The sequence below is a fragment of the Pseudarthrobacter sulfonivorans genome, assembly GCF_014712225.1.
In the GTDB taxonomy this organism is placed as follows: Bacteria; Actinomycetota; Actinomycetes; order Actinomycetales; family Micrococcaceae; genus Arthrobacter; species Arthrobacter sulfonivorans.
The window spans coordinates 16156-34712 of sequence record NZ_JACXBW010000027.1 but is presented as its reverse complement, the minus strand read 5'-3'; the positions used below and the strand labels follow the sequence as shown (position 1 = coordinate 34712).

At 66.6% G+C, this 18557-nt stretch carries 15 protein-coding genes and 1 pseudogene; 6 read left to right on the top strand and 10 right to left on the bottom strand.

Annotated elements, in window-relative coordinates:
* The first annotated feature begins 241 nt into the window (after positions 1-241).
* The gene (locus IAQ70_RS21875; protein ID WP_190992059.1) at positions 242-835 is read left to right on the top strand and encodes a riboflavin kinase; all 594 of its coding nucleotides are present in this window, start codon (positions 242-244) and stop codon (positions 833-835) included.
* A gap of 84 nt (positions 836-919) precedes the next feature.
* On the opposite strand, the gene IAQ70_RS21870 is transcribed toward IAQ70_RS21875, so the two are convergent.
* Positions 920-1327, bottom strand: a complete 408-nt coding sequence (locus tag IAQ70_RS21870) for an SRPBCC family protein (RefSeq protein ID WP_190992058.1) — start codon at positions 1325-1327, stop codon at positions 920-922.
* A 151-nt stretch (positions 1328-1478) separates the two neighbouring features.
* Between IAQ70_RS21870 and IAQ70_RS21865 the strand changes: the two genes are divergently transcribed.
* Positions 1479-1757: a YciI family protein gene (locus IAQ70_RS21865; protein WP_190992057.1), complete on the top strand. Its 279-nt coding sequence runs from the start codon at positions 1479-1481 to the stop codon at positions 1755-1757.
* 55 nt (positions 1758-1812) lie between these two features.
* Here IAQ70_RS21865 and IAQ70_RS21860 read toward each other — a convergent pair whose 3' ends face one another.
* The 9 genes and pseudogenes from IAQ70_RS21860 to IAQ70_RS21820 all read right to left on the bottom strand — a co-directional run bounded on the left by IAQ70_RS21860 (position 1813) and on the right by IAQ70_RS21820 (position 12739).
* Positions 1813-3624, bottom strand: a complete 1812-nt coding sequence (locus tag IAQ70_RS21860; protein WP_190992056.1) for an FAD-dependent oxidoreductase — start codon at positions 3622-3624, stop codon at positions 1813-1815.
* Between the two features lie 13 nt (positions 3625-3637).
* Positions 3638-4477 carry an aldo/keto reductase gene (locus IAQ70_RS21855; RefSeq protein WP_190992055.1) on the bottom strand — a complete coding sequence of 280 codons (840 nt, stop codon included), beginning with the start codon at positions 4475-4477 and terminating at the stop codon, positions 3638-3640.
* On the bottom strand, positions 4474-5343 hold the full coding sequence (locus IAQ70_RS21850; RefSeq protein WP_190992054.1) for a sugar phosphate isomerase/epimerase family protein: 870 nt from the start codon (positions 5341-5343) through the stop codon (positions 4474-4476). The genes IAQ70_RS21855 and IAQ70_RS21850 overlap by 4 nt, the downstream gene beginning before the upstream one ends.
* On the bottom strand, positions 5340-7406 hold the full coding sequence (locus IAQ70_RS21845) for an FAD-dependent oxidoreductase (protein ID WP_190992053.1): 2067 nt from the start codon (positions 7404-7406) through the stop codon (positions 5340-5342). Before IAQ70_RS21845 ends, IAQ70_RS21850 begins: the two co-directional genes overlap by 4 nt.
* Positions 7407-7415: 9 nt before the next feature.
* On the bottom strand, positions 7416-8540 hold the full coding sequence (locus IAQ70_RS21840) for a Gfo/Idh/MocA family protein (protein ID WP_190992052.1): 1125 nt from the start codon (positions 8538-8540) through the stop codon (positions 7416-7418).
* 67 nt (positions 8541-8607) lie between these two features.
* Positions 8608-9320: pseudogene (locus IAQ70_RS21835) on the bottom strand (SDR family NAD(P)-dependent oxidoreductase).
* A gap of 26 nt (positions 9321-9346) precedes the next feature.
* Entirely contained in the window at positions 9347-10255 is a 909-nt protein-coding gene (locus IAQ70_RS21830; protein ID WP_190992051.1) for a shikimate dehydrogenase, read from the bottom strand.
* The gene (locus IAQ70_RS21825) at positions 10252-11664 is read right to left on the bottom strand and encodes an MFS transporter (protein WP_190992050.1); all 1413 of its coding nucleotides are present in this window, start codon (positions 11662-11664) and stop codon (positions 10252-10254) included. The genes IAQ70_RS21830 and IAQ70_RS21825 overlap by 4 nt, the downstream gene beginning before the upstream one ends.
* Positions 11665-11836: 172 nt before the next feature.
* Entirely contained in the window at positions 11837-12739 is a 903-nt protein-coding gene (locus IAQ70_RS21820) for a LysR family transcriptional regulator (RefSeq protein WP_190992049.1), read from the bottom strand.
* A gap of 90 nt (positions 12740-12829) precedes the next feature.
* Between IAQ70_RS21820 and IAQ70_RS21815 the strand changes: the two genes are divergently transcribed.
* From IAQ70_RS21815 to IAQ70_RS21800, 4 genes are all read left to right on the top strand, one after another.
* Positions 12830-13432 carry a TetR/AcrR family transcriptional regulator gene (locus IAQ70_RS21815; protein ID WP_190992048.1) on the top strand — a complete coding sequence of 201 codons (603 nt, stop codon included), beginning with the start codon at positions 12830-12832 and terminating at the stop codon, positions 13430-13432.
* Positions 13433-13551: 119 nt separating this feature from the next.
* The gene (locus IAQ70_RS21810; protein WP_190992047.1) at positions 13552-15090 is read left to right on the top strand and encodes an aldehyde dehydrogenase family protein; all 1539 of its coding nucleotides are present in this window, start codon (positions 13552-13554) and stop codon (positions 15088-15090) included.
* Positions 15091-16770 carry a GMC family oxidoreductase gene (locus IAQ70_RS21805; RefSeq protein WP_190992046.1) on the top strand — a complete coding sequence of 560 codons (1680 nt, stop codon included), beginning with the start codon at positions 15091-15093 and terminating at the stop codon, positions 16768-16770.
* Positions 16771-16895: 125 nt separating this feature from the next.
* On the top strand, positions 16896-18461 hold the full coding sequence (locus IAQ70_RS21800) for an APC family permease (protein WP_190992062.1): 1566 nt from the start codon (positions 16896-16898) through the stop codon (positions 18459-18461).
* Positions 18462-18557: the final 96 nt, after the last annotated feature.

The window sequence follows — 18557 nt, the reverse complement described above, 5'->3', positions numbered from 1 at the left end:
CGCTGCATACATGAAACTCAAGATGCCCCGTCACGCTGCGCTCTGCGATCTGGAGCCGGCTCAGGTATCCAGCAAAAGGTCTACCGTCCCTGACGCTGGCCTCTTCGGCTTTCTAACCAATCTGATGTATGGGGAGTAAATAGCGGGAAGGAATGCATTACTGAATTGTCCACACCTCCTTAATGCCAGTCAGTTTTACGTCATCGAGCTAAACACTTAGTCACTTGCCTTGGAGTTTAAATTGAAAACAGACCAGACGGAATGGACTGCTGCTGTGCGTACACTGCGGTCCCCAAAGCAGCCGAACCACAACTATTTCCAGATCACTGGCGTGGTTGGTCATGGAGACCAACGTGGACGCCTGATGGGCTTCCCCACGGCGAATATCGCCATACCGCCCAATGGCGGGCGCAACGGCGTATGGGCTGGCACGGTCCACCTCGACTCACCGGATCAACGCTCCCTTCATGTCGCCGCCATATCTATCGGCGACCGGCCGACTTACTACGCCCGAGGGCAGAGCCTGCTGGAGGCGAACCTTTTGGACTACACCGGCGACCTTTACGGACAAACCGTTGTGGTGACGCTGCGCCTCCTCATCCGTCCGCAACGCAAGTTCGCCGGTACGTCTGAGCTCGTGGACCAGATCCAAGACGACGTGGCTCGTGTCCGCAGCTGGGCTCTGCAGGCAGGATTGGGGAGCTGCCTCCGTGCCCAAGAGCAGCCCAGTCGCTCGCCTTCGAACCCCATAGGCACCCCGCACCCCATTCCCATCGGGCACCGGCGCACTGATCGGGGCGCTTCGCTGTCGGAATTTCTACCGCTGAACGGCTAGCGGACTAGCCGGCCCTCGCGGGTGAATTGATTTGTTGAGATGAACGACGGCGGGACTTCCCGTCGTCGTCCGCCCACCTCAGCGTCAGGAGACCCCGGCGAGGACGCCGTCGATCCGTGTCAGCAGACCCGGCCAGCCGTTGCCCATCCCCTCGATCGCCTGCCTGCCCATGGGGGTGTCGAGGCGGAAACCGGCGTGCTCGTGGTGAAGGACTGTGCCGTCGTCGACAGATTCCAGCCGCCAGGTGATCGTGGTATCCAGCATGCCGTCGGAGAACAGGAAGGTGATCGACTTGCCGGGGTCCACGGTGAGGACTTCGCACTGCTGCTGGCCCCAGGAGCCCATGTCCATGGTGAAGCGGTGGCCCACGACGGGGGCGATGTCGCCCGGCGCCCACCAGCGGGCCAGGAGTTCGGGTGTTGTCAGCGCAGCCCAGACGGCCGCACTGGGGTGCGGGAAGCGGCGCTCGAGCCGGATGGCGTTCTCGGTCATGACGGTTTCTCCTCGTCCAGAAGTTCTCCCAGCGCATCGAGGCGCCGGTTCCAGTAGTGCTTCAGGTGCTTCACCCGGTCGCGCCCGTCCGCGATTCTATGTCGGAATCCCGACGCCCACCCCGCCGCTGCCCCGGCGTAGGATCCTGCCTATGGAATTCGTCGTGATGTACAACGTTCGCGAGGGCGTGGACCGCTCTCAACTATTCGAGGTCTACCCCCGCCACAAAGCCTACTTTGAAGCATTCCATGCCGCTGGCGGAGGACTCATCGCGCTGGGCCCGTTCCAGACTGCGGATCCGGCCGGCGGGTCGATGGGGATTTTCGCCTCGCGCGAGGACGCCGAGCGCTTCATCGCCGAAGATCCCTTCGTCACCGAGGGGCTCGCCGATCCAAGAATCCTGGAGTGGGACGCCGTGCGCTTCGAGTAAGTGCCCTCGAAGCACCAGGGCCTGGGAACAACTACTGACCGGCCCCTTCCGGGGCTCAAGCGGAGGCGTGCTGGATATCGGCGGCGCCCTCATTTCCCGTCATTGTGTCGGGTGCTGCAGTTCCATCGTCCTCGTAGTGCGTGGCGCCGGCGAGGTCGCGGCCGGCCACGTAACCGAAGGTCAGCGCCGGACCCAGATTGATGCCCCCGGCGGGGTAGTGCCCGCCCATGACTGAGGCCTGGTCATTGCCCGCGACGTACAGGCCACCGATGGGCCGGCCCTGGTTATTCAGAACCCGTGCCCGTGAATCGGCTGCGAGCCCGGCGAAGGTACCGAAGGATCCCGGGACGATCCTGACGGCGTAGAACGGCCCCTTTTCCAGCGGACGCAGCGAGGGGTTCGGGGTGTTCGTGGGGTCCCCGCCGTAGCGGTTGAATTCGCTGGCGCCGCGGTCGAAGTCGGGGTCAACGCCCTTGCGGGCGTTGACATTGAACTCCGCAACGGTGGCGGCAAGACCGTGCGGATCGATGCCGCAGGCTGCGGCCAGTTCCTCGAGCGTGTTGCCCTTCTTGAGGTACCCGGAGCGCAGGTAGGGGAACAGCGGCACCGGAAGCGGCTTGGCCATGCCCAACGGGAACTTGCGCACGAACGCCGCGTCTGCGATCTGCCAGGCCTCCACCGGCTCACCCTCCGGGGTGGCTTTGAGCAGGCCTTCGACGTAGTCATAGTAGCCATTGGCCTCGTTGACGAACCGCCTGCCGTCCCGGCGGACGCCGATGCTGCCAGGCTTGGCCCGGTCCATGATGTGCGGGAAGGTTCCGGTGCGCCCGTTGCGGTAGGGGACCAGTGAGACCGGGCACCAGGCGGCCGGGGACTCCACATCGGTCTCGAAGCGTGCGCCCACGGCCTGGGCCATGGTGATGCCGTCACCGGTGGTTTCCTTCGGCGCGAGCGTCCAGTGCTCCCGGCCGGTGGGCGTCTTCGGGAACAGCTCCTTGCGTCGGGACACGTCGTTGGGGAACCCGCCGGCGGCCAGGACGACGCCGCGGGAGGCGTTGATCTGCAGCTCGCCGTCCGGGGAAAGTACGACGGCGCCAGTCACCTTCCCGGACGCGTCGGTCAGCAGGTGCCGGGCCGGGGTGGAGACGCGGATCTCCACGCCGAGGTCATCGGCGGATTTCAGCAGCCGGCCGGTCAGGGCGGTCCCGTTGACCAGCTGCATGTTGCGCCGGTGGGTGACGAGGTCCAGGGCATGGAATGCAACCCGCCAGCCGGCGTGGAAGATGCCCTTGATGTTGCCTTGGGAAGCGGAGAGGAATTTGGTCAGGTCAGGGCCTGCCATGATGCCCATCCCCAGGAATGAGGTCTCGTAGAGCTGGTGGCGCATCTTGGCGCGGAGCTCAGGCTTGATTTTGCGGGCGTTCAACGGTTTTGGCCCCACCGATCGGTGGCCGGTACCCGCGCCGGGAGTGCTGCCGTAGATGTCCTTGATCTTGGTTCCCGGGACAAACTGGAGGCTGGTTTTGTCCTGGAAGAAGCCCACCATGTGAGGGACCGCCTCCAGGAATGCCTCCACCCGCTCTTCCTGGTAGTTCCTGCCGAGCCGGTGGCGCAGGTAGGTGCGGAACAGTTCGCGGTCCTCGTTGACGCCGTCGGCTTTGGCCAGCGGGTTGCCCGGGGTCCAGGCCCAGCCGCCGGACCAGGACGTGGCGCCGCCGCAGACGTCGGCCTTTTCAACAACCACCACCTTCAGTCCGTGGTAGGCGGCGGTCACGGCGGCGGACAGACCGCCCGCGCCGGAGCCGACCACCAGGACATCGCAGTCCAGGCTCGGAAGGGCAGATGAAGGATTTACGGGTGCAGTCATGTTCAGTGCTTTCTCAGTGGAAGTAGGTGTCGGAATCCAGGCGCGGCGGTGCACCGGTTTCGAGTCCATCAATCGCAGCCATTTGCTGCTGGGTCAGGGCGAAACCGAAGACGTCCAGGTTTTCCCGTTGGCGCTGGTTGTCCGCGGACTTCGGCGCCGCCACCCGGCCGTGCTGGACATGCCAGCGAAGGACGATCTGGGCCGGGGTCCTGCCGAGCTTCCCGGCAGGACCGCTGACTGCCGGATGGCTGAGGAAGCTCCCGTTGCGGCCGAGGGGGCTGTAGGCGGCAGTGACTATTCCGTGTTCGCGGTGGTATGCCAGTTGCGCCGGTTGGCCGTGCTCGGGATCAACCTGCACCTGGTTCAGCGGGACGGCCACGCCGGCGTCCTGGACGGCCTGCAGGTGGGCCGGTTTGAAGTTTGAGACACCCCAGGTCCTGATGGAGCCGTCGTCAACGAGGTCCTGTAGCCCTTCGCAGGCTTCAACGAACCTCCCCTGGGCCGGGTTCGGCCAGTGCACCAGAAAGAGGTCCAGGTAGTCGGTGCCGAGCCGCTGCACCGCCTGGCCGAAGGCATCGCGCACTCCGCCCCGGCTGTGCCACCGGGTATTGAACTTGGTGGTGAGGAACAGGTCCCCGCGGTCGATTCCGCTGCGGCGGATGCCCTCCCCCACCGCCGCCTCGTTGGCATAGTTCTCGGCAGTGTCGATGTGCCGGTAGCCGTTACCGATGGCCTGGGCCACTGCGGCAGAAGCGGCCTCACCCGTCAGCGGCCACGTTCCCAGGCCGATCAGCGGTATGCGCACACCCGGCGCGAGTTCCGTCGTCGTGATTTCTGCAGCGGTGCCGCTCATTTTGTTCCCGTCCTCTGGAGATTTGCTGTTGCCTGGGCAGTTGCGGCCGCCGCCAGCACGGCGTCCACCCCGGACTTGAGCCGGCGCGCCCAGCCGAGCTCGCCGAGTAAGGCCACCCGTCGGTCCGACGGCGTCTCCGCACTCACCGGGATCCCCTGCGGCAGGGCGGCCACCACATCGGCCAGCCGGAATTCTCCTTCGCCGGGAACCTGACGTTCGGAGCGGGATTCGGCGACGAGCCCCTCGCGGCTGCCGGGGCGGGCCGCCGGGCCGTCGCACACCTGAAGGAGCGGCACGAGGTCTGCGTTGGCGCTTAGCTCCTCCCATTGGGCGGCTGCGTCCGGACCGTTGAAGCGGTTGAAGTGCAAAGTGTCCACCACGATCCGGCAGCCGGCCTGGCGGGCGATGTTCGCGGCCTGCGCGATGGACGCGACGGGCTGGTAGGAGATCGCCTCCAGAGTGGGTGTGATCCCGAAACCGCGGCCGTCCTCGGTCATCCGGGCCAGGGTATGGACCAGCCGGGCAGTGTCCGGATCAGCGCCGGCGACGGTGAGGGAACGTGCCCCCAGTGCCTGTCCTGCTTCCATCATGCGCAGCCATGCTTCGCGCTGGTCGCTGCCGTCCAGAAGCAGGAATTCGATGTCCCGCACGGTCACGCCGGTGTCCTGCATCCGCGCGAGGGTCTCCCGTAAAAGAGGCGATCCCGGCTGGAGGTTGTAGGGCCGTTCCGTTGGAGTCACCGGGCGGACGCGGACGCCGATGAAATCAAAGCCGGCTTCGGCAGCGATGCCCACCAGTTCAGGCGGGGCGGTGTTCAGCAGGGACAGCTGGGCCAGGCCGACGGGCCTGTGGGCGTTTCCGGTCATGACTGTGCTCCGTTCAGGCTCAGTTCGTTGTTTGTAGTGGTGCCCGTGGTCAGGAAAGAGGCGATCCGCTGTGCTGCGTCGTACCCGCTCTTGACGGCGTTGGAGGCGATGGCCGGGGTCTGGTCCACCACGGTTCCGGCCAGTGTCACCGGCACTCCGGCATCGCGGCTCAGGTCCGCGTCGCGGCGGTCCGCAGCGACGGTGCCATCCAGCGGGACCACGGAGCGCGAAACGAGGAGCGGTCCCGGGGCTTCCAGCCACTCGCCGGCGGGAGGAAGGCCCGGACCGGTGATCCGGACCCGGCCGCCGTCGTATTCCTCGATGCTTGAACCGAGCCGGATGCGCACCCGCGGATTGGCCTCGAGCCGGGGCACGGCCAGGATTTTGGCGCGGCGGCCGGACTCCGGCGCCAAGGCTGGCTGCGGGCCGATGAGCAGGACGGCAGTCCCCCGGTCGGCCAGCGTGTCCGCCACGCTCATGGCGACGGAATCCGCACCCCAGATGGTCACGGCATCCGGAACGGCGGAATCCGGTGCGCCAGATTCGAGGACCTCGGGGTGGGTGGCGAGCCACCTGCGCACATCCAGGACATTGGCGGAGTTATCCCCAGCAAATCCGCCAGCGGGCCGGAGGCCTCCGGTGGCCAGCACCACCGCGTCTGCTGCCGTGGAACGGACAAGGCCGTCAAGCTGGTCGGTGTCCACCCGCGATCCCAGCCGGACGTCGATGCCCAGCCGTGCATTCTCCTCGGCGGACCATTCGGTGAAGCGGTGGAAGTCCGGGGTGGACTTCATCCGCTCCGCCAGGGCGAACTGACCACCGGCGCGGGAGTCGTCGTCGAGCACGGTCACCTTTGCTCCTGCCTCGGCGAGTTCGCGGGCGGCCGTCAGGCCCGCGGGTCCGGCACCCACCACCACCACGCGGGAACCTTCGCGAACGGCGGGTGTCGGGACGGGGACGCGGGAACGTCCTACCTCAGGGTTGACGGTGCAGGTGACCTGGCCCAGGCCCAGGTTGTCGATGCAGACGTTACAGGCGATGCAGGGCCGGTAACACTCGTCGCGCAGGACGCCGCCCACGAACGCCGGGTCCGCGTGGATGGCCCGGGCCAGGCTGACGAAATCGCAGGTCCCCTCCCGGAGTACCTCTTCGATGATGGCCGGGGAGTTCAGCCTGCCGGCCATACCGAGTGGAAGTCCGAACTGGCGGTAGGCCTTGGCGTAGTCGGCGAGGATGCCGGGCTTCCATTCGCCGGACTGCACAATCCATTCCCCGGCTTCGTAGCTGCCGGCAGAGATGTCCAGGAAGTCCAGCTGCTCCAGGTGGGCCTTGGCGATGATGGCCACCTGCTGTTCGGCCGTGATGCCGTCCGCCGGGCCCTCCACGACGGAGACGCGCATGCCTACGATGGTGTCCGGGGCGGCTGCCCGCACGGCATCGATGACGAGGTTCATGAAAAGTTCGGGTGCGGCGAATTCGTCGGTGCGGTGGTTGGTGAGGGGCGACATGAACTGGTGGATCAGGTAGCCGTGGGCGCCGTGGATGTTGATGATGTCGAAACCGGCCTGCACCGCCCGGCGGGCAGCGTGGGCGTAGGCCTCCACCAGCGCGTGGCACTCCTCGACGGTAAGTTCACGGGGAACCTCGCCGCCGGCCACCTCGCACGCCACCGGTGAGGGCGCCAGGTTTTTGTACCCCGTGAGGGCGGACTGGGCGGTGCGGCCGCCGTGGTTAAGTTCGACGGCGGCGAGCGCACCTTCGGCGTGCAGGGCGTCCGTGAGCTTTCGCAGGCCCGGGATCATGGCGTCACTGTGCAGGCCCAGTTGGTGAGTGCGGCCCCTACCGTCCGCGCGGACATAGGTGGCTTCGGTGGTCACCATGCCCAGGCCGGCTTTGGCGCGGGTCACCAGGTAGTCGATGTACTGCTCGGTGATGTGACCGTCCGTGGTCCCGTAGTTGCGTTCCATCGGCGCGGAGGCGAGCCTGTTACGGAGGGTTGTTGGGGTGCGGCCGTTGCGCCCCAGTGTCAGGGGCCTAGCGGCGTAGCGTGTGTTCTGTTCCATGGGTGTTCCTTAGCCCGCAACCTGTGCGAGGGGTCGTGTGCTTTCTGGCAGCAGTGCGAAGCGGACTGGATTGCCGGTCCGGGACGATTCGTAAACCGCCAGCAGTATCCGCAAGGCCTTCGTCGCGTCCTGGCCGGTGATGGACGGTTCCCCGCCTCCGCGGAGGCTCCGGACAAAATCACGGACCTGCGCCGTGTGGTGCGGGATGAGCTGGCCGTTGATCGTCGCGAGGCTGACGTTCGGGTCAACTCCGTCCGGGTAAACAGGCTCGGTGCTGATCGAACCGGCCAGGGCCCACAGGTCCACGCGTCCGTCGCTGCCCTCCGGGAATTCCGTCAGGGAAGCGGACGCTCCGGTCTCCCCCGTGACCCGGATTTGCACGCCCAGGCTCGGGGACACCGCCGTCGATGCTTCCAGGGTGGCCATGGCGCCGGAGGTGAACGTGATGATGGCTGTCGCCGAGTCTTCCACTTCGATGTGCTCGCCGTGTTTGTAGGTGCTGATTTTTCCGTAGACCTCGGCCACGTCTCCCATGAACCACTGCAAGAGGTCGATGTAGTGGATGGCCTGGGTCATGAGGACCCCGCCGCCGTCACTGGCCCAGGTCCCGCGCCAGGCGTCGCGAGAGTAGTACTCCGGGTCGCGGTGCAGCATCACCGAGCATTGGCCCATGATGGGCTTGCCCAGGGTGCCGTCGTCGATCGCTGTGCGGATGCGCTGCGCGGCGGGCCAGAACCGGCGCTGGAACAGGACGCCGAGTTTCAGGCCCGCGTCATCGCAGGCTTGCACCATGCGTTCTGCGGATGCCAAGTCGGTGGCAATGGGCTTTTCACAGAGCACGTGGACTCCTGCGGCCGCGGCCTGCAGCACCACATCCTCGTGCGTGGGGTGCGGGGTGCAGACCGAGACGATGTTCAGGTCCAGCGCCAGGAGCTCCTGGACCGTGTTGACGGCTGCAGGGATTCCCCAGGCATCCGCGGTGTCCCGGGCGCGCTGGAGGTCGATGTCGCAGACTCCCACGATGACGGCGTCGTCCAGGGCGCGGAACGCCTCGAGGTGGTTGCGGGAGATCGCCCCGCATCCTGCGATTCCGATGCGGAGGGGGCGGGCGGTGACAGGTGATGGGGTGATCATCAACAGGTGCCATCTTTCTGGTGCTGGTAGGAAATGGTGGTGAGGTCCGGCAGAGGCTGGGGCGGGGCTAGTAGGTGGCCCGGCCGCCTGACAGATCGAAGACGGAGCCGGTGGTGTAGGAGGCCGCCGGAGAAACGATGAATTCGATGAGGGCGGCCGCTTCGGCGGGTGTGCCGAACCTGCCCATCGGGATCTTGGCGGCCTGGGCCGCCTGCTGTTCTTCCGGAACCTCGGCGAAAAGCGGGGTCACCACATTGCCCGGGGCGAGGGCATTGATGGTGACGCCGAACAAGGCGAACTCCTTGGCGAGTGACTTGACCAGGCCCAGGATCCCGGCCTTGCTGGCTGAGTAGGCGGCATGTTGACCACGCCTTCCTTGCCCGCCGTCGAGGAGATGTGGACCAGGCGGCCGTAGCCTGCCTCGGCCATCCGCGGCAGGACGGCCTGCGAGACAATGAACGCCCCTGTCAGGTTGATCTTCATGATGCGTTCGAAGTCTTCGACCGAGGTGGCGGCTGCCGGGGCCACGGGACCCAGGATGCCCGCGCAGTTCACCACGGCGTCGAGCCCGCCCATATCCAGGACCGCCGCGGAGACGGCAGCCGCAACCGATGCGGGGTCGGTAACGTCCATGGCGAGTGAGGCGCCTGGTCCGCCGGGCCAGGTGGCCGAGGGCAGGTCCGCACCCGTCACCGCGGCGCCGGACGCCCTGAGGCGCGCTGCCGTCGCACGTCCGATGCCGCTGGCCGCCCCGATGACGAGGCAGCGGGACTCGGCCATGGTGCTCGGTGCCTGGGAATCCATAGCTAGCTGACCGCCTGTCGGAACGTGGCCAGCATGCGCTCGGCATCGGCGGGGATGCCGGTGAAGAGCTCGAAGGCGGCGGCTGCCTGCCCCACCACCATGCGTCCGCCGTCGAGCACGGCGCAGCCCTTGCCGCGGGCCGCCCTGATCAGTTCGGTTTCGAGCGGCCGGTAGATCACGTCCGCGACCCACAGCCCGGAGTGGAGCAGGCTGGGATCCACAGGCATTCCCGGGTGGCCGGTCATGCCGATGGGTGTGGAGTTCACCAGTCCGTCCGCCTCCCGGATGCTGCTGGCCACTGAATCCGTCCGGGTCACTGACAGCCGGCTGTCCGGAAAATGCGGGGCCAGCCGGGCGGCTAGGGCTTCGGCGCGGGCCGGTTCAATGTCGGCGATGACCAGGTGCCGGGTTCCGGTGCTGAGGAGGCCGAAGGCCACTGCCGCGCCAGCACCCCCGGCACCGATCTGCACCACTGAGCCGGTGGCGGCGGACGGGAGGCCGGCCCGGAGGCCGCCGGTGAAGCCCGTGTGGTCCGTGTTGTGGCCCACGGCCTTGCCGTCCTGAAAGGTGATGGTGTTGACGGCACCGAGGATCCGGGCCTCGCGGGAAAGCTCGTCCAGGCCGTCCTGAACCAGTTGCTTGCTCGGGTGGGTGACGTTAAGGCCGTCGAATCCGAGATCGGCTGCGTGCCGGACCAGCGCCGCGGAGCTTTCCGCAGGTTGTCCGATGGCGTCCAGATCGATGACGCGGTAGGTGTAGGCAAGGCCCAGCCTGTCCGCTTCGGCTTCGTGCAGGCCCGGGGTGAGCGATCCCTCGATGCCGGACCCGAGCAGGCCCACCACGAACCGGTGGCTGGTATCGGCTTTGGGCGGCCGGAATGCCCGGGTGCCCGCCAGGGTTTGCTGGCTCATGCCCGTGCCTTGTCGGCAACTGCGGGGGATGCGTCGCCGGTGCCGGACTGGCGCGCTGCGGGTTCCGGGGTGGCTGACGACGCCGCGTGGCGCCGCGGGTCGGATTTCTTCAGTCCCAGCAGGGCCGTCGGAGTCCTGAACGTCTCGGGTGCCAACAGCGCTGCGACTGCGGAGATGGCGCAGGCCACGGCGGCGAACGTTGCCACCGGCACCCAGTTGGCTTTGTCGCCACCGATCAGCAGCTCGGAAATGACCGGCGCGAATCCTGCCAGGAGCAGGCCGAACATGAGGCTGATGGCCATGCCGGAGTAGCGGACCTTGACCGGGAACTGCTCGGGGAAGTAAGCGGGGTAGATGGAGTTGGACCCAGTGTAGGCAACGCCGATGAGCAGGATGCCGGTCACAAAGATCAGCGGAACATTGGCCGCGGACAGGGCCGAGAAGAACACGAAGATCATTGCCATCTGCAGCACCAGCCCGGTGACGAAGACGGGTTTGCGGCCGATCCGGTCTGCGAGGATGCCGGCCAGGGGGCCCATGGCCACGGCGGCGAGGTTGGCCACGGCGATCACCGTCAGCATCAGCCCTCTTTCAACGCCGATCACAGACGTGGCGTAGGACAGCGCGAAGACGTTGATGATGGTGTTGATGATGGTGAACAGCGACATGGCGGTGACACGGATGACGGTGACCCAGTGGTGCCGGAACAGGGTGACGAGAGGAACCTTGACCACTTCGTCTTGGGCTTTGACTTGCTCGAACACCGGCGGCTCTTCGAGGAGGCGGCGGAGCACAAAGGCGATGACGGTCACCAGTGCGCTGGCGAGGAAGGGAATGCGCCAGCCCCAGGCAAGCAGCTGGTCCTCGGGCATGGACGCCACGGGAATGAACACCAGCGTGGAAAGCACAATGCCGAACATGATGCCGCTCATCGTCCAGCTGGTGTAGAAGGCGCGCTTCCTCTCAGGTGCGTGCTCGAGGGTGAGGGAACTGGACCCCGGCGATTCGCCGCCGGCGGAGAGTCCCTGCAGGAGCCGGAGAGCCACGATGAGGATCGGCGCTGCCATGCCAATGTCGTTGTAGGTCGGCAGGCAGCCGATGAGGAAGGTTGAGGAGCCCATCAGCAGCAGGGTGAGCAGGAGCACCTTCTTGCGGCCGAATTTGTCGCCGAGGTGTCCGCAGATCACGGCCCCCAGCGGACGGGCGATGTAGGCAACGCCGACGGTGGCGAAGGACAGCAGCATCGCCGAGGGACCGGGGGCGAAGAACAGCTTTCCAAAGATCAGCGCTGCGGCCGAGCCGAAGATGAAGAAGTCGTAGTACTCAAGTGCGCTGCCCACGAACCCCGAAACGGCTGCGATTTTCGCATTGTTCTTGGGGCGTGCTGGCGCCGATGTCGACACTGACATGGTGTTCCCTTCAGGTAACGGGACCGCTTCGGGGGGCCTCTTGGGCGGGCCGGCTGCGAAACGGTGTGCCGCGCTATGCGGCTTCTCCATCCAGTGTGACTGCGATCACTTAGTGTGTCCACGACTAAAATGGTCTATCACTATGCTGCAAATCAACTATATTGAGCGGGCGTCAGCTGGGGATCTCCGGAAAGATCTCCTCGACGACGGCGAGCACAGCCGCCAGCACGGCGGAGTCATTTTCCTCGGACCACGCGATGGCGTGATTCATGAAGTGCTGCGGGGGATCCAACGCCACGTATGTTGCGCCGGAGGGAATGATTCCGGCTATCCCGCTGCTCATGAGGGTGACCCCCACGCCGGCGGCCACGAAGGTCAGCACCATGTAGGGGTCCGAGAGCTCCTGGACAATGCGCGGGCGGAAACCGGCCGCCATGCAGGACGCGAGCATCACTTCGGTCATGGCGGACGAGCCGTCCAGTGGGGGCGAGATGAAGTCATCGGACGCCAACGCCTGCAAGGGTATGGAATCTTCCTGGGCCAGCGGATGGTCCAGCGGCAGCACCGCACCGATTTCCTCGCTTGCGACCAGCCGCGTCAGCACCGAGGGGACCGGGGTTTCGGGAAGACCCACAAAGGCAAGGTCCAGGGTGCCGTTCGCGACGCTGGCCAATCCGTCCGCCGTGCGCACCCGGCTGGTCAGGTCCATTTTGATGTCGGGGTGACGCCGGCGCACGGCACGGGTCAGCGGCGGGAGGGTCAGGTGGTTCACGGCACCGGAGAACCCGATTCGAATGTTGCCCCGAATGCCCTCAATCTCCGCCTGTGCCGCCTCACGGGCCAGCCGCATCTCCTGAAGCACACGGTAGGCGCGCGGCAGAAGGGCATATCCCGCCGGCGTGAGGGCAACGCTTCGGGTGTTGCGCTCGAAGAGCCGGGTTCCGAGGTCCGCCTCAAGCTTCCGGATCGTCTGGCTCAGCGGGGACTGCGAAGTGTGCAGGCGCTGCGCCGCCCGGCCGAAGTGCAGTTCTTCGGCCACCGCAACAAAGGCTTCCAGCCAGCGGATCTCAGTCATGGTTCAGAATGTACCCTGGCATCGGCGTGCGCGAGGTTGTCATGCGACCCCAAAAGTGCACTCGCACGGGTTAGGCAATAGTCTGGCCAGATGGGGACCAGTGCCGTGAACTCCGGCGAACAGATGGACAGGCAGTCGCGCATTCTCGAGGCTGCGCTGGATTTGCTGTCCCGCCACGGGATTTCGGGTGTGAGCATGCGGGCCGTGGCCCGCGAGGCCGGTGTCGCGCTCGGCCTGGTGAACTACTACTACGACGACAAGACCACCCTGATACGGGCAGCCCTGCGCCGGGTGGACGAGCACGACCTTCTGCTGGTGGCGCCCGACCCGTCGTCAGCCCCGGAGGAACAGCTGCGCAAGGCCCTGCGGCGAGTGGCAGCCGCCGATTTGCTCACCACCCGCTATCTGTCCCTGCGCCTGCACCTGTGGGCCCTCGCCCAGGCGGACGAGGGCTATGCCCAGATCAACGCCGAGGCCTTCGACCGCTATCTCGACGGCCTCGCTGCACTCGTTTCCAACGCCCAACCCGACCTTTCCTGGGAGGCCTGCCGGGATCGGGCGGCTGACATTGTGGTCATCCAAAACGGCATGTGGCTAACGGCGCTTCTCGGCGTTGATCCGGCCGCCATCCAGCGAAGCATCGCCCGCACCGAGGAAATCGCCTTCGCACCGCGCCGCGACCACACCGTCTAAAACCACGGGCTGCACGTCCTCGACCGCAGCACCGGGCACTCTGAGTTCCCGCACGTAGCATTGAACGAGTGTTCAAAAAAGCATTGAACACTCGTTCAATGTGCGTTACTGTCCCTCGTATGACTTACGCCACACCAGCCCATAACGTCATTCGAACCTCAACAATCAAGACAGCATCCACCCTGTTCATCAACGGTGCCTGGGAGCCAGCGGCCTCGGGCGCTGTCCGCGAAATCCGCAACCCCGCCGACGGCGAACTGGTGGCCACGGTGTCGGAGGCCGGCCGGGAAGACGCGGAACGCGCCATCGACGCAGCCCGCAATGCATTCGACTCCGGAATCTGGTCGGATGTTCCGGCCCCCGAGCGCGGCACCTTCCTCCTGAAAGTCGCCGCGGGACTGCGCGAACGCCGGGAAAAGTTCGCCCGGGCCGAGTCGCTGGACACCGGCAAGCGCATGGTCGAAAGCCGCATCGACATGGACGACATTGCCGCCTGCTTCGAGTATTTCGGCAGGCTTGCCGGCCAGCAGGCTGGCCGCATGGTCGACGCCGGGAATCCCGCCGTCGTCAGCAAGATCGTCCACGAACCCGTGGGCGTCTGCGGCCTGATCACGCCGTGGAACTACCCCCTGCTCCAGGCGGCATGGAAGATCGCACCCGCACTGGCCGCCGGCTGCACCTTCGTCCTCAAGCCCTCCGAACTGACCCCGTCCACAGCCATCCTGGCCATGCAGCTGCTGCAGGACCTCGGCCTCCCGGACGGCGTCGCCAACCTCGTGACCGGACCCGGCGCCGAGGCGGGCGCACCGCTCTCGGAAGACCCCGCCGTCGACCTCGTCTCCTTCACCGGCGGGCTGGAAACCGGCAAGCGCATCGCGGCGGCCGCCGCCGGCACCGTCAAGAAGGTGGCACTGGAGCTTGGCGGGAAGAACCCCAACATAGTGTTCGCGGACGCGGACTTCGACGCCGCCGTCGACAATGCCCTGAACGGCGCGTTCGTCCACTCCGGCCAGGTCTGCTCGGCCGGGGCGCGGCTTGTGGTGGAGGAATCGATCGCCGAACGCTTCGTGGACGAGCTGGTCCGCCGCGCGCAAACCATCCGGCTGGGCGGCCCCTTCGACGACGCCGCAGAGACCGGACCGCTGATTTCCGCGGCCCACCGCGACAAAGTCCACGCCTATGTCCAGCGCGGCATCCAGGAGGGTGCGCGGCTGCGGACCGGCGGTGCGGCGCCGCAGGGAGAAAAGTACGACGGCGGGTTCTACTACCAGCCCACCGTCCTGGACCGCGTGACCCGGGGAATGTCCGTGGTCATCGACGAGGCCTTCGGCCCGGTGGTGACCGTGGAAACGTTCCGCACCGAGGACGAAGCGGTAGCCACCGCAAACGACACCATCTACGGCCTGGCCGGTGCGGTCTGGACCCAGGATGCCGGCAAGGCGCAGCGCGTGGCGTCCCGGCTGCGGCACGGCACCATCTGGATCAACGACTACCACCCCTACCTCCCCCAGGCCGAGTGGGGCGGCTTCGGCCAGTCCGGCGTCGGCCGCGAGCTGGGCCCCACGGGCCTGGCCGAATACCAGGAAGCCAAGCACATCTACCAGAACACCAGCCCCGAGGTAACCGGCTGGTTCGCCGACCACGGCAAGGAGAGCTAGATGCACTACGACAACATTGACGACCTCACCGAGCGCGGGTTCGACTACGTCGTCATCGGCGGCGGATCCGCGGGTGCCGCCGTTGCCGCCCGGCTGAGCGAGGATCCGGACGTGACCGTGGCCCTCGTGGAGGCGGGCCCGGACGACCGGAACCTGCCCGAAATCCTGCAGCTGGACCGCTGGATGGAGCTGCTCGAATCCGGCTACGACTGGGACTACCCGGTGGAACCGCAGGAAAACGGCAACTCCTTCATGCGCCACGCCCGTGCCAGGGTGATGGGCGGCTGCTCGAGCCACAACTCCTGCATCGCCTTCTGGGCGCCCCGCGAGGACCTGGACGAGTGGGAGTCCAAGTACGGAGCCGCCGGCTGGAATGCCGACGCCGCCTGGCCGGTCTACCAACGGCTGGAAACCAATGAGGACGCCGGCCCGGACGCGCCGCATCACGGGGACTCAGGCCCGGTGCACCTGATGAACGTGCCCCCGGTGGACCCTGCCGGCGTCGCGCTCCTGGACGCCTGCGAACAGACGGGCATTCCCCGTGCGAAGTTCAATGCAGGCACCACCGTGATCAACGGCGCCAACTTCTTCCAGATCAACCGCCGCGCGGACGGCACCCGGGCCTCCAGCTCGGTCTCCTACATCCACCCGATCGTCGACCGCGGCAACTTCACTTTGCTCACAGGCCTCCGCGCCCGCCAGCTGGTGTTCGACGCGGACAGGCGCTGCACCGGCGTGGACGTGGTGGACTCTGCATTCGGCCGGACCCACCGGCTCTCCGCGCACCGCGAGGTCATCCTGTCCACGGGCGCCATCGACTCCCCCAAGCTGCTGATGCTCTCCGGCATCGGCCCTGCAGCGCACCTGGCACAGCACGGCATCGAGGTGCTGGTGGACTCCCCCGGCGTGGGCGAAAACCTGCAGGACCACCCCGAAGGCGTGGTCCAGTTCGAGGCCAGGCGGCCCATGGTGCAGGCCTCCACCCAATGGTGGGAGATCGGCATCTTCACCCCCACCGAGGACGGCCTGGACCGCCCGGACCTGATGATGCACTACGGTTCCGTCCCGTTCGACATGAACACCCTGCGGCACGGCTACCCCACCACGGAGAACGGCTTTTCCCTCACCCCGAACGTCACGCACGCCCGCTCCCGCGGCACCGTCAGGCTGCGCAGCCGCGACTTCCGCGACAAGCCCATGGTGGACCCCCGCTACTTCACGGACCCCGACGGCCACGACATGCGCGTGATGGTGGCCGGCATCCGCAAGGCCCGCGAAATCGCCGCCCAGCCCGCCATGGCCGAATGGACCGGCCGCGAGCTATCGCCCGGCGTCGAGGCGCAGACGGACGAGGAGCTGCGGGAGTACATCCGCAAGACCCACAACACCGTGTACCACCCGGTGGGCACCGTCCGGATGGGCCCGGCCGACGACGGGATGTCACCGCTTGACCCCGAACTGCGCGTCAAGGGCGTCACCGGCCTGCGCGTGGCGGACGCCTCCGTGATGCCTGAACACGTCACGGTCAACCCCAACATCACCGTCATGATGATCGGCGAGCGCTGCGCCGATTTGGTCCGGGCGGACCTCATCCGCGCCGGCCACACCGGCGGCGCTGCAAGTGGCGCTGCAGGTGGCACTGCAAGGGAAGAGGTGGAGCTCAGCCCGTCCTTCGCCTGAGAGGCAAGTTCCGGAGGCTATTGATTTCACCCCGCGTCCAATGGCGGCCGCGGGTGCATCGAGCGTACTTTTCTGACTTAGGAGTTCACATTTTGGAACCCAGCAAGAGTATTGATTCAAGCGGCATGGACGAATTTGGCTACACCCAGACCCTGGACCGGAGCATCGGCAAGTTTGCCAGCTTCGCCGCAGGCGTCAGCTACATCTCCATCCTCACCGGCGTCTTCCAACTGTTCTACTTTGGTTTTTCCATGGCCGGCCCGGCGTACGCCTGGTCCTGGCCCATCGTCTTCGTTGGCCAGCTGATGGTGGCGCTCTGTTTCGCCGAACTGGCCGGCCGCTACCCCGTTGCCGGATCGGTGTACAACTGGGCCAAGCGGCTCTCGTCCGGGACCTCGTCCTGGCTGGCCGGCTGGCTGCTGATGCTGTCCTCCATCATGGCGCTCGGATCCGTGGCACTGGCGCTGCAGCTCACCCTGCCGCAGCTCTGGTCCGGATTCCAGTTCGTGGGTGACGGCACCGGACCCTACGACTTCGCCATGAACGGCGTGGTGCTGGCCACCATCATGATCACCATCTCCACCCTCATCAACGCCTTCGGCGTGAAACTGATGACCAGGATCAACAGCATCGGCGTCTTCGTGGAGCTGATCGCGGCCGTCCTGCTGATCCTCGCGCTGGGCTGGCATGCTGTGCGGGGCCCGGAGGTCTTTTTCGAAACCAACGGCTTCGGCGAGGGCCACGACCTGGGTTTCTTCGGCGTCTTCCTGATCGGCGCCATGGCGTCCGGCTACGTCATGTACGGCTTCGACACCGCCAGCTCCCTCGGCGAGGAAACGAAGGACCCCAAGCGCACCGCGCCCAAGGCGATCCTGCGCGCCGTCACGGCCTCGTTCCTGCTGGGCGGGCTGATCCTGTTCTTCGGCATCCTGGCCGCCCCGGACCTGACCGACCCCCAGGTGGGGGCTGCCGACGGCGGCCTCCAGCACATCGTGCTCTCTGTCCTGGGCGGGCCGTTCGGCAAAGCCTTCCTGGCATGCATCGTGGTGGCCGTGGTGGTGTGCACCCTGGCCGTCCACGCCGCCGCCATCCGCATGATGTTCGCCATGGCCCGGGACAACAACCTGCCGTTCAGCCGGCAGCTCAGCAAGGTGGATCCGGTCCGCAGGACCCCCAAGGTCGCGGCGATCGTGATCGGTGTCATTGCCGTCATCCCGCTCCTGGTCAACGTCATGCAGCCGGCAATCTTCACCATCCTGTCCAGCATCAGCATCGTCCTGATCTACCTGTCCTACCTGCTGGTCACGGTTCCCCTGCTGCGGAAGCGGCTGCTGAAGCAGTGGCCGCTGCGGGATCAGCAGTCCGAAGCCGGGTTCACGACGGGCAAGTGGGGCCTGCCGGTGAACATCCTGGCGGTCCTCTGGGGCGGGGCCATGACGGTGAACCTGGTCTGGCCCCGCCCGGAGATCTACAACTCGGTGCCGCCGTTCGAGTGGTACCTGCAGTGGGGCGGCGTGATGTTCGTGGCCGCCGTGATCATTGGCGGGACCCTGCTCTACCGCCTGAAGATCCGCCACCAGACCGGGGTGCTGGCCGAGCACGCCGCGGCAGTCGCAGCGCATCCGTCGTCGGGCACCGCGCTGCGCCAGGCCCCAGAGGATGCGCTGGTGCCCGCGTCAGAGGCGTCGTAACACCCAGCAGAAAAGGCCGACGGCGGCACTCACCCGAGTGCCGTCGTCGACCTTTGGACAGCGGACCGGCAGAGCTTGCCATCCTGCCAGTCGGGC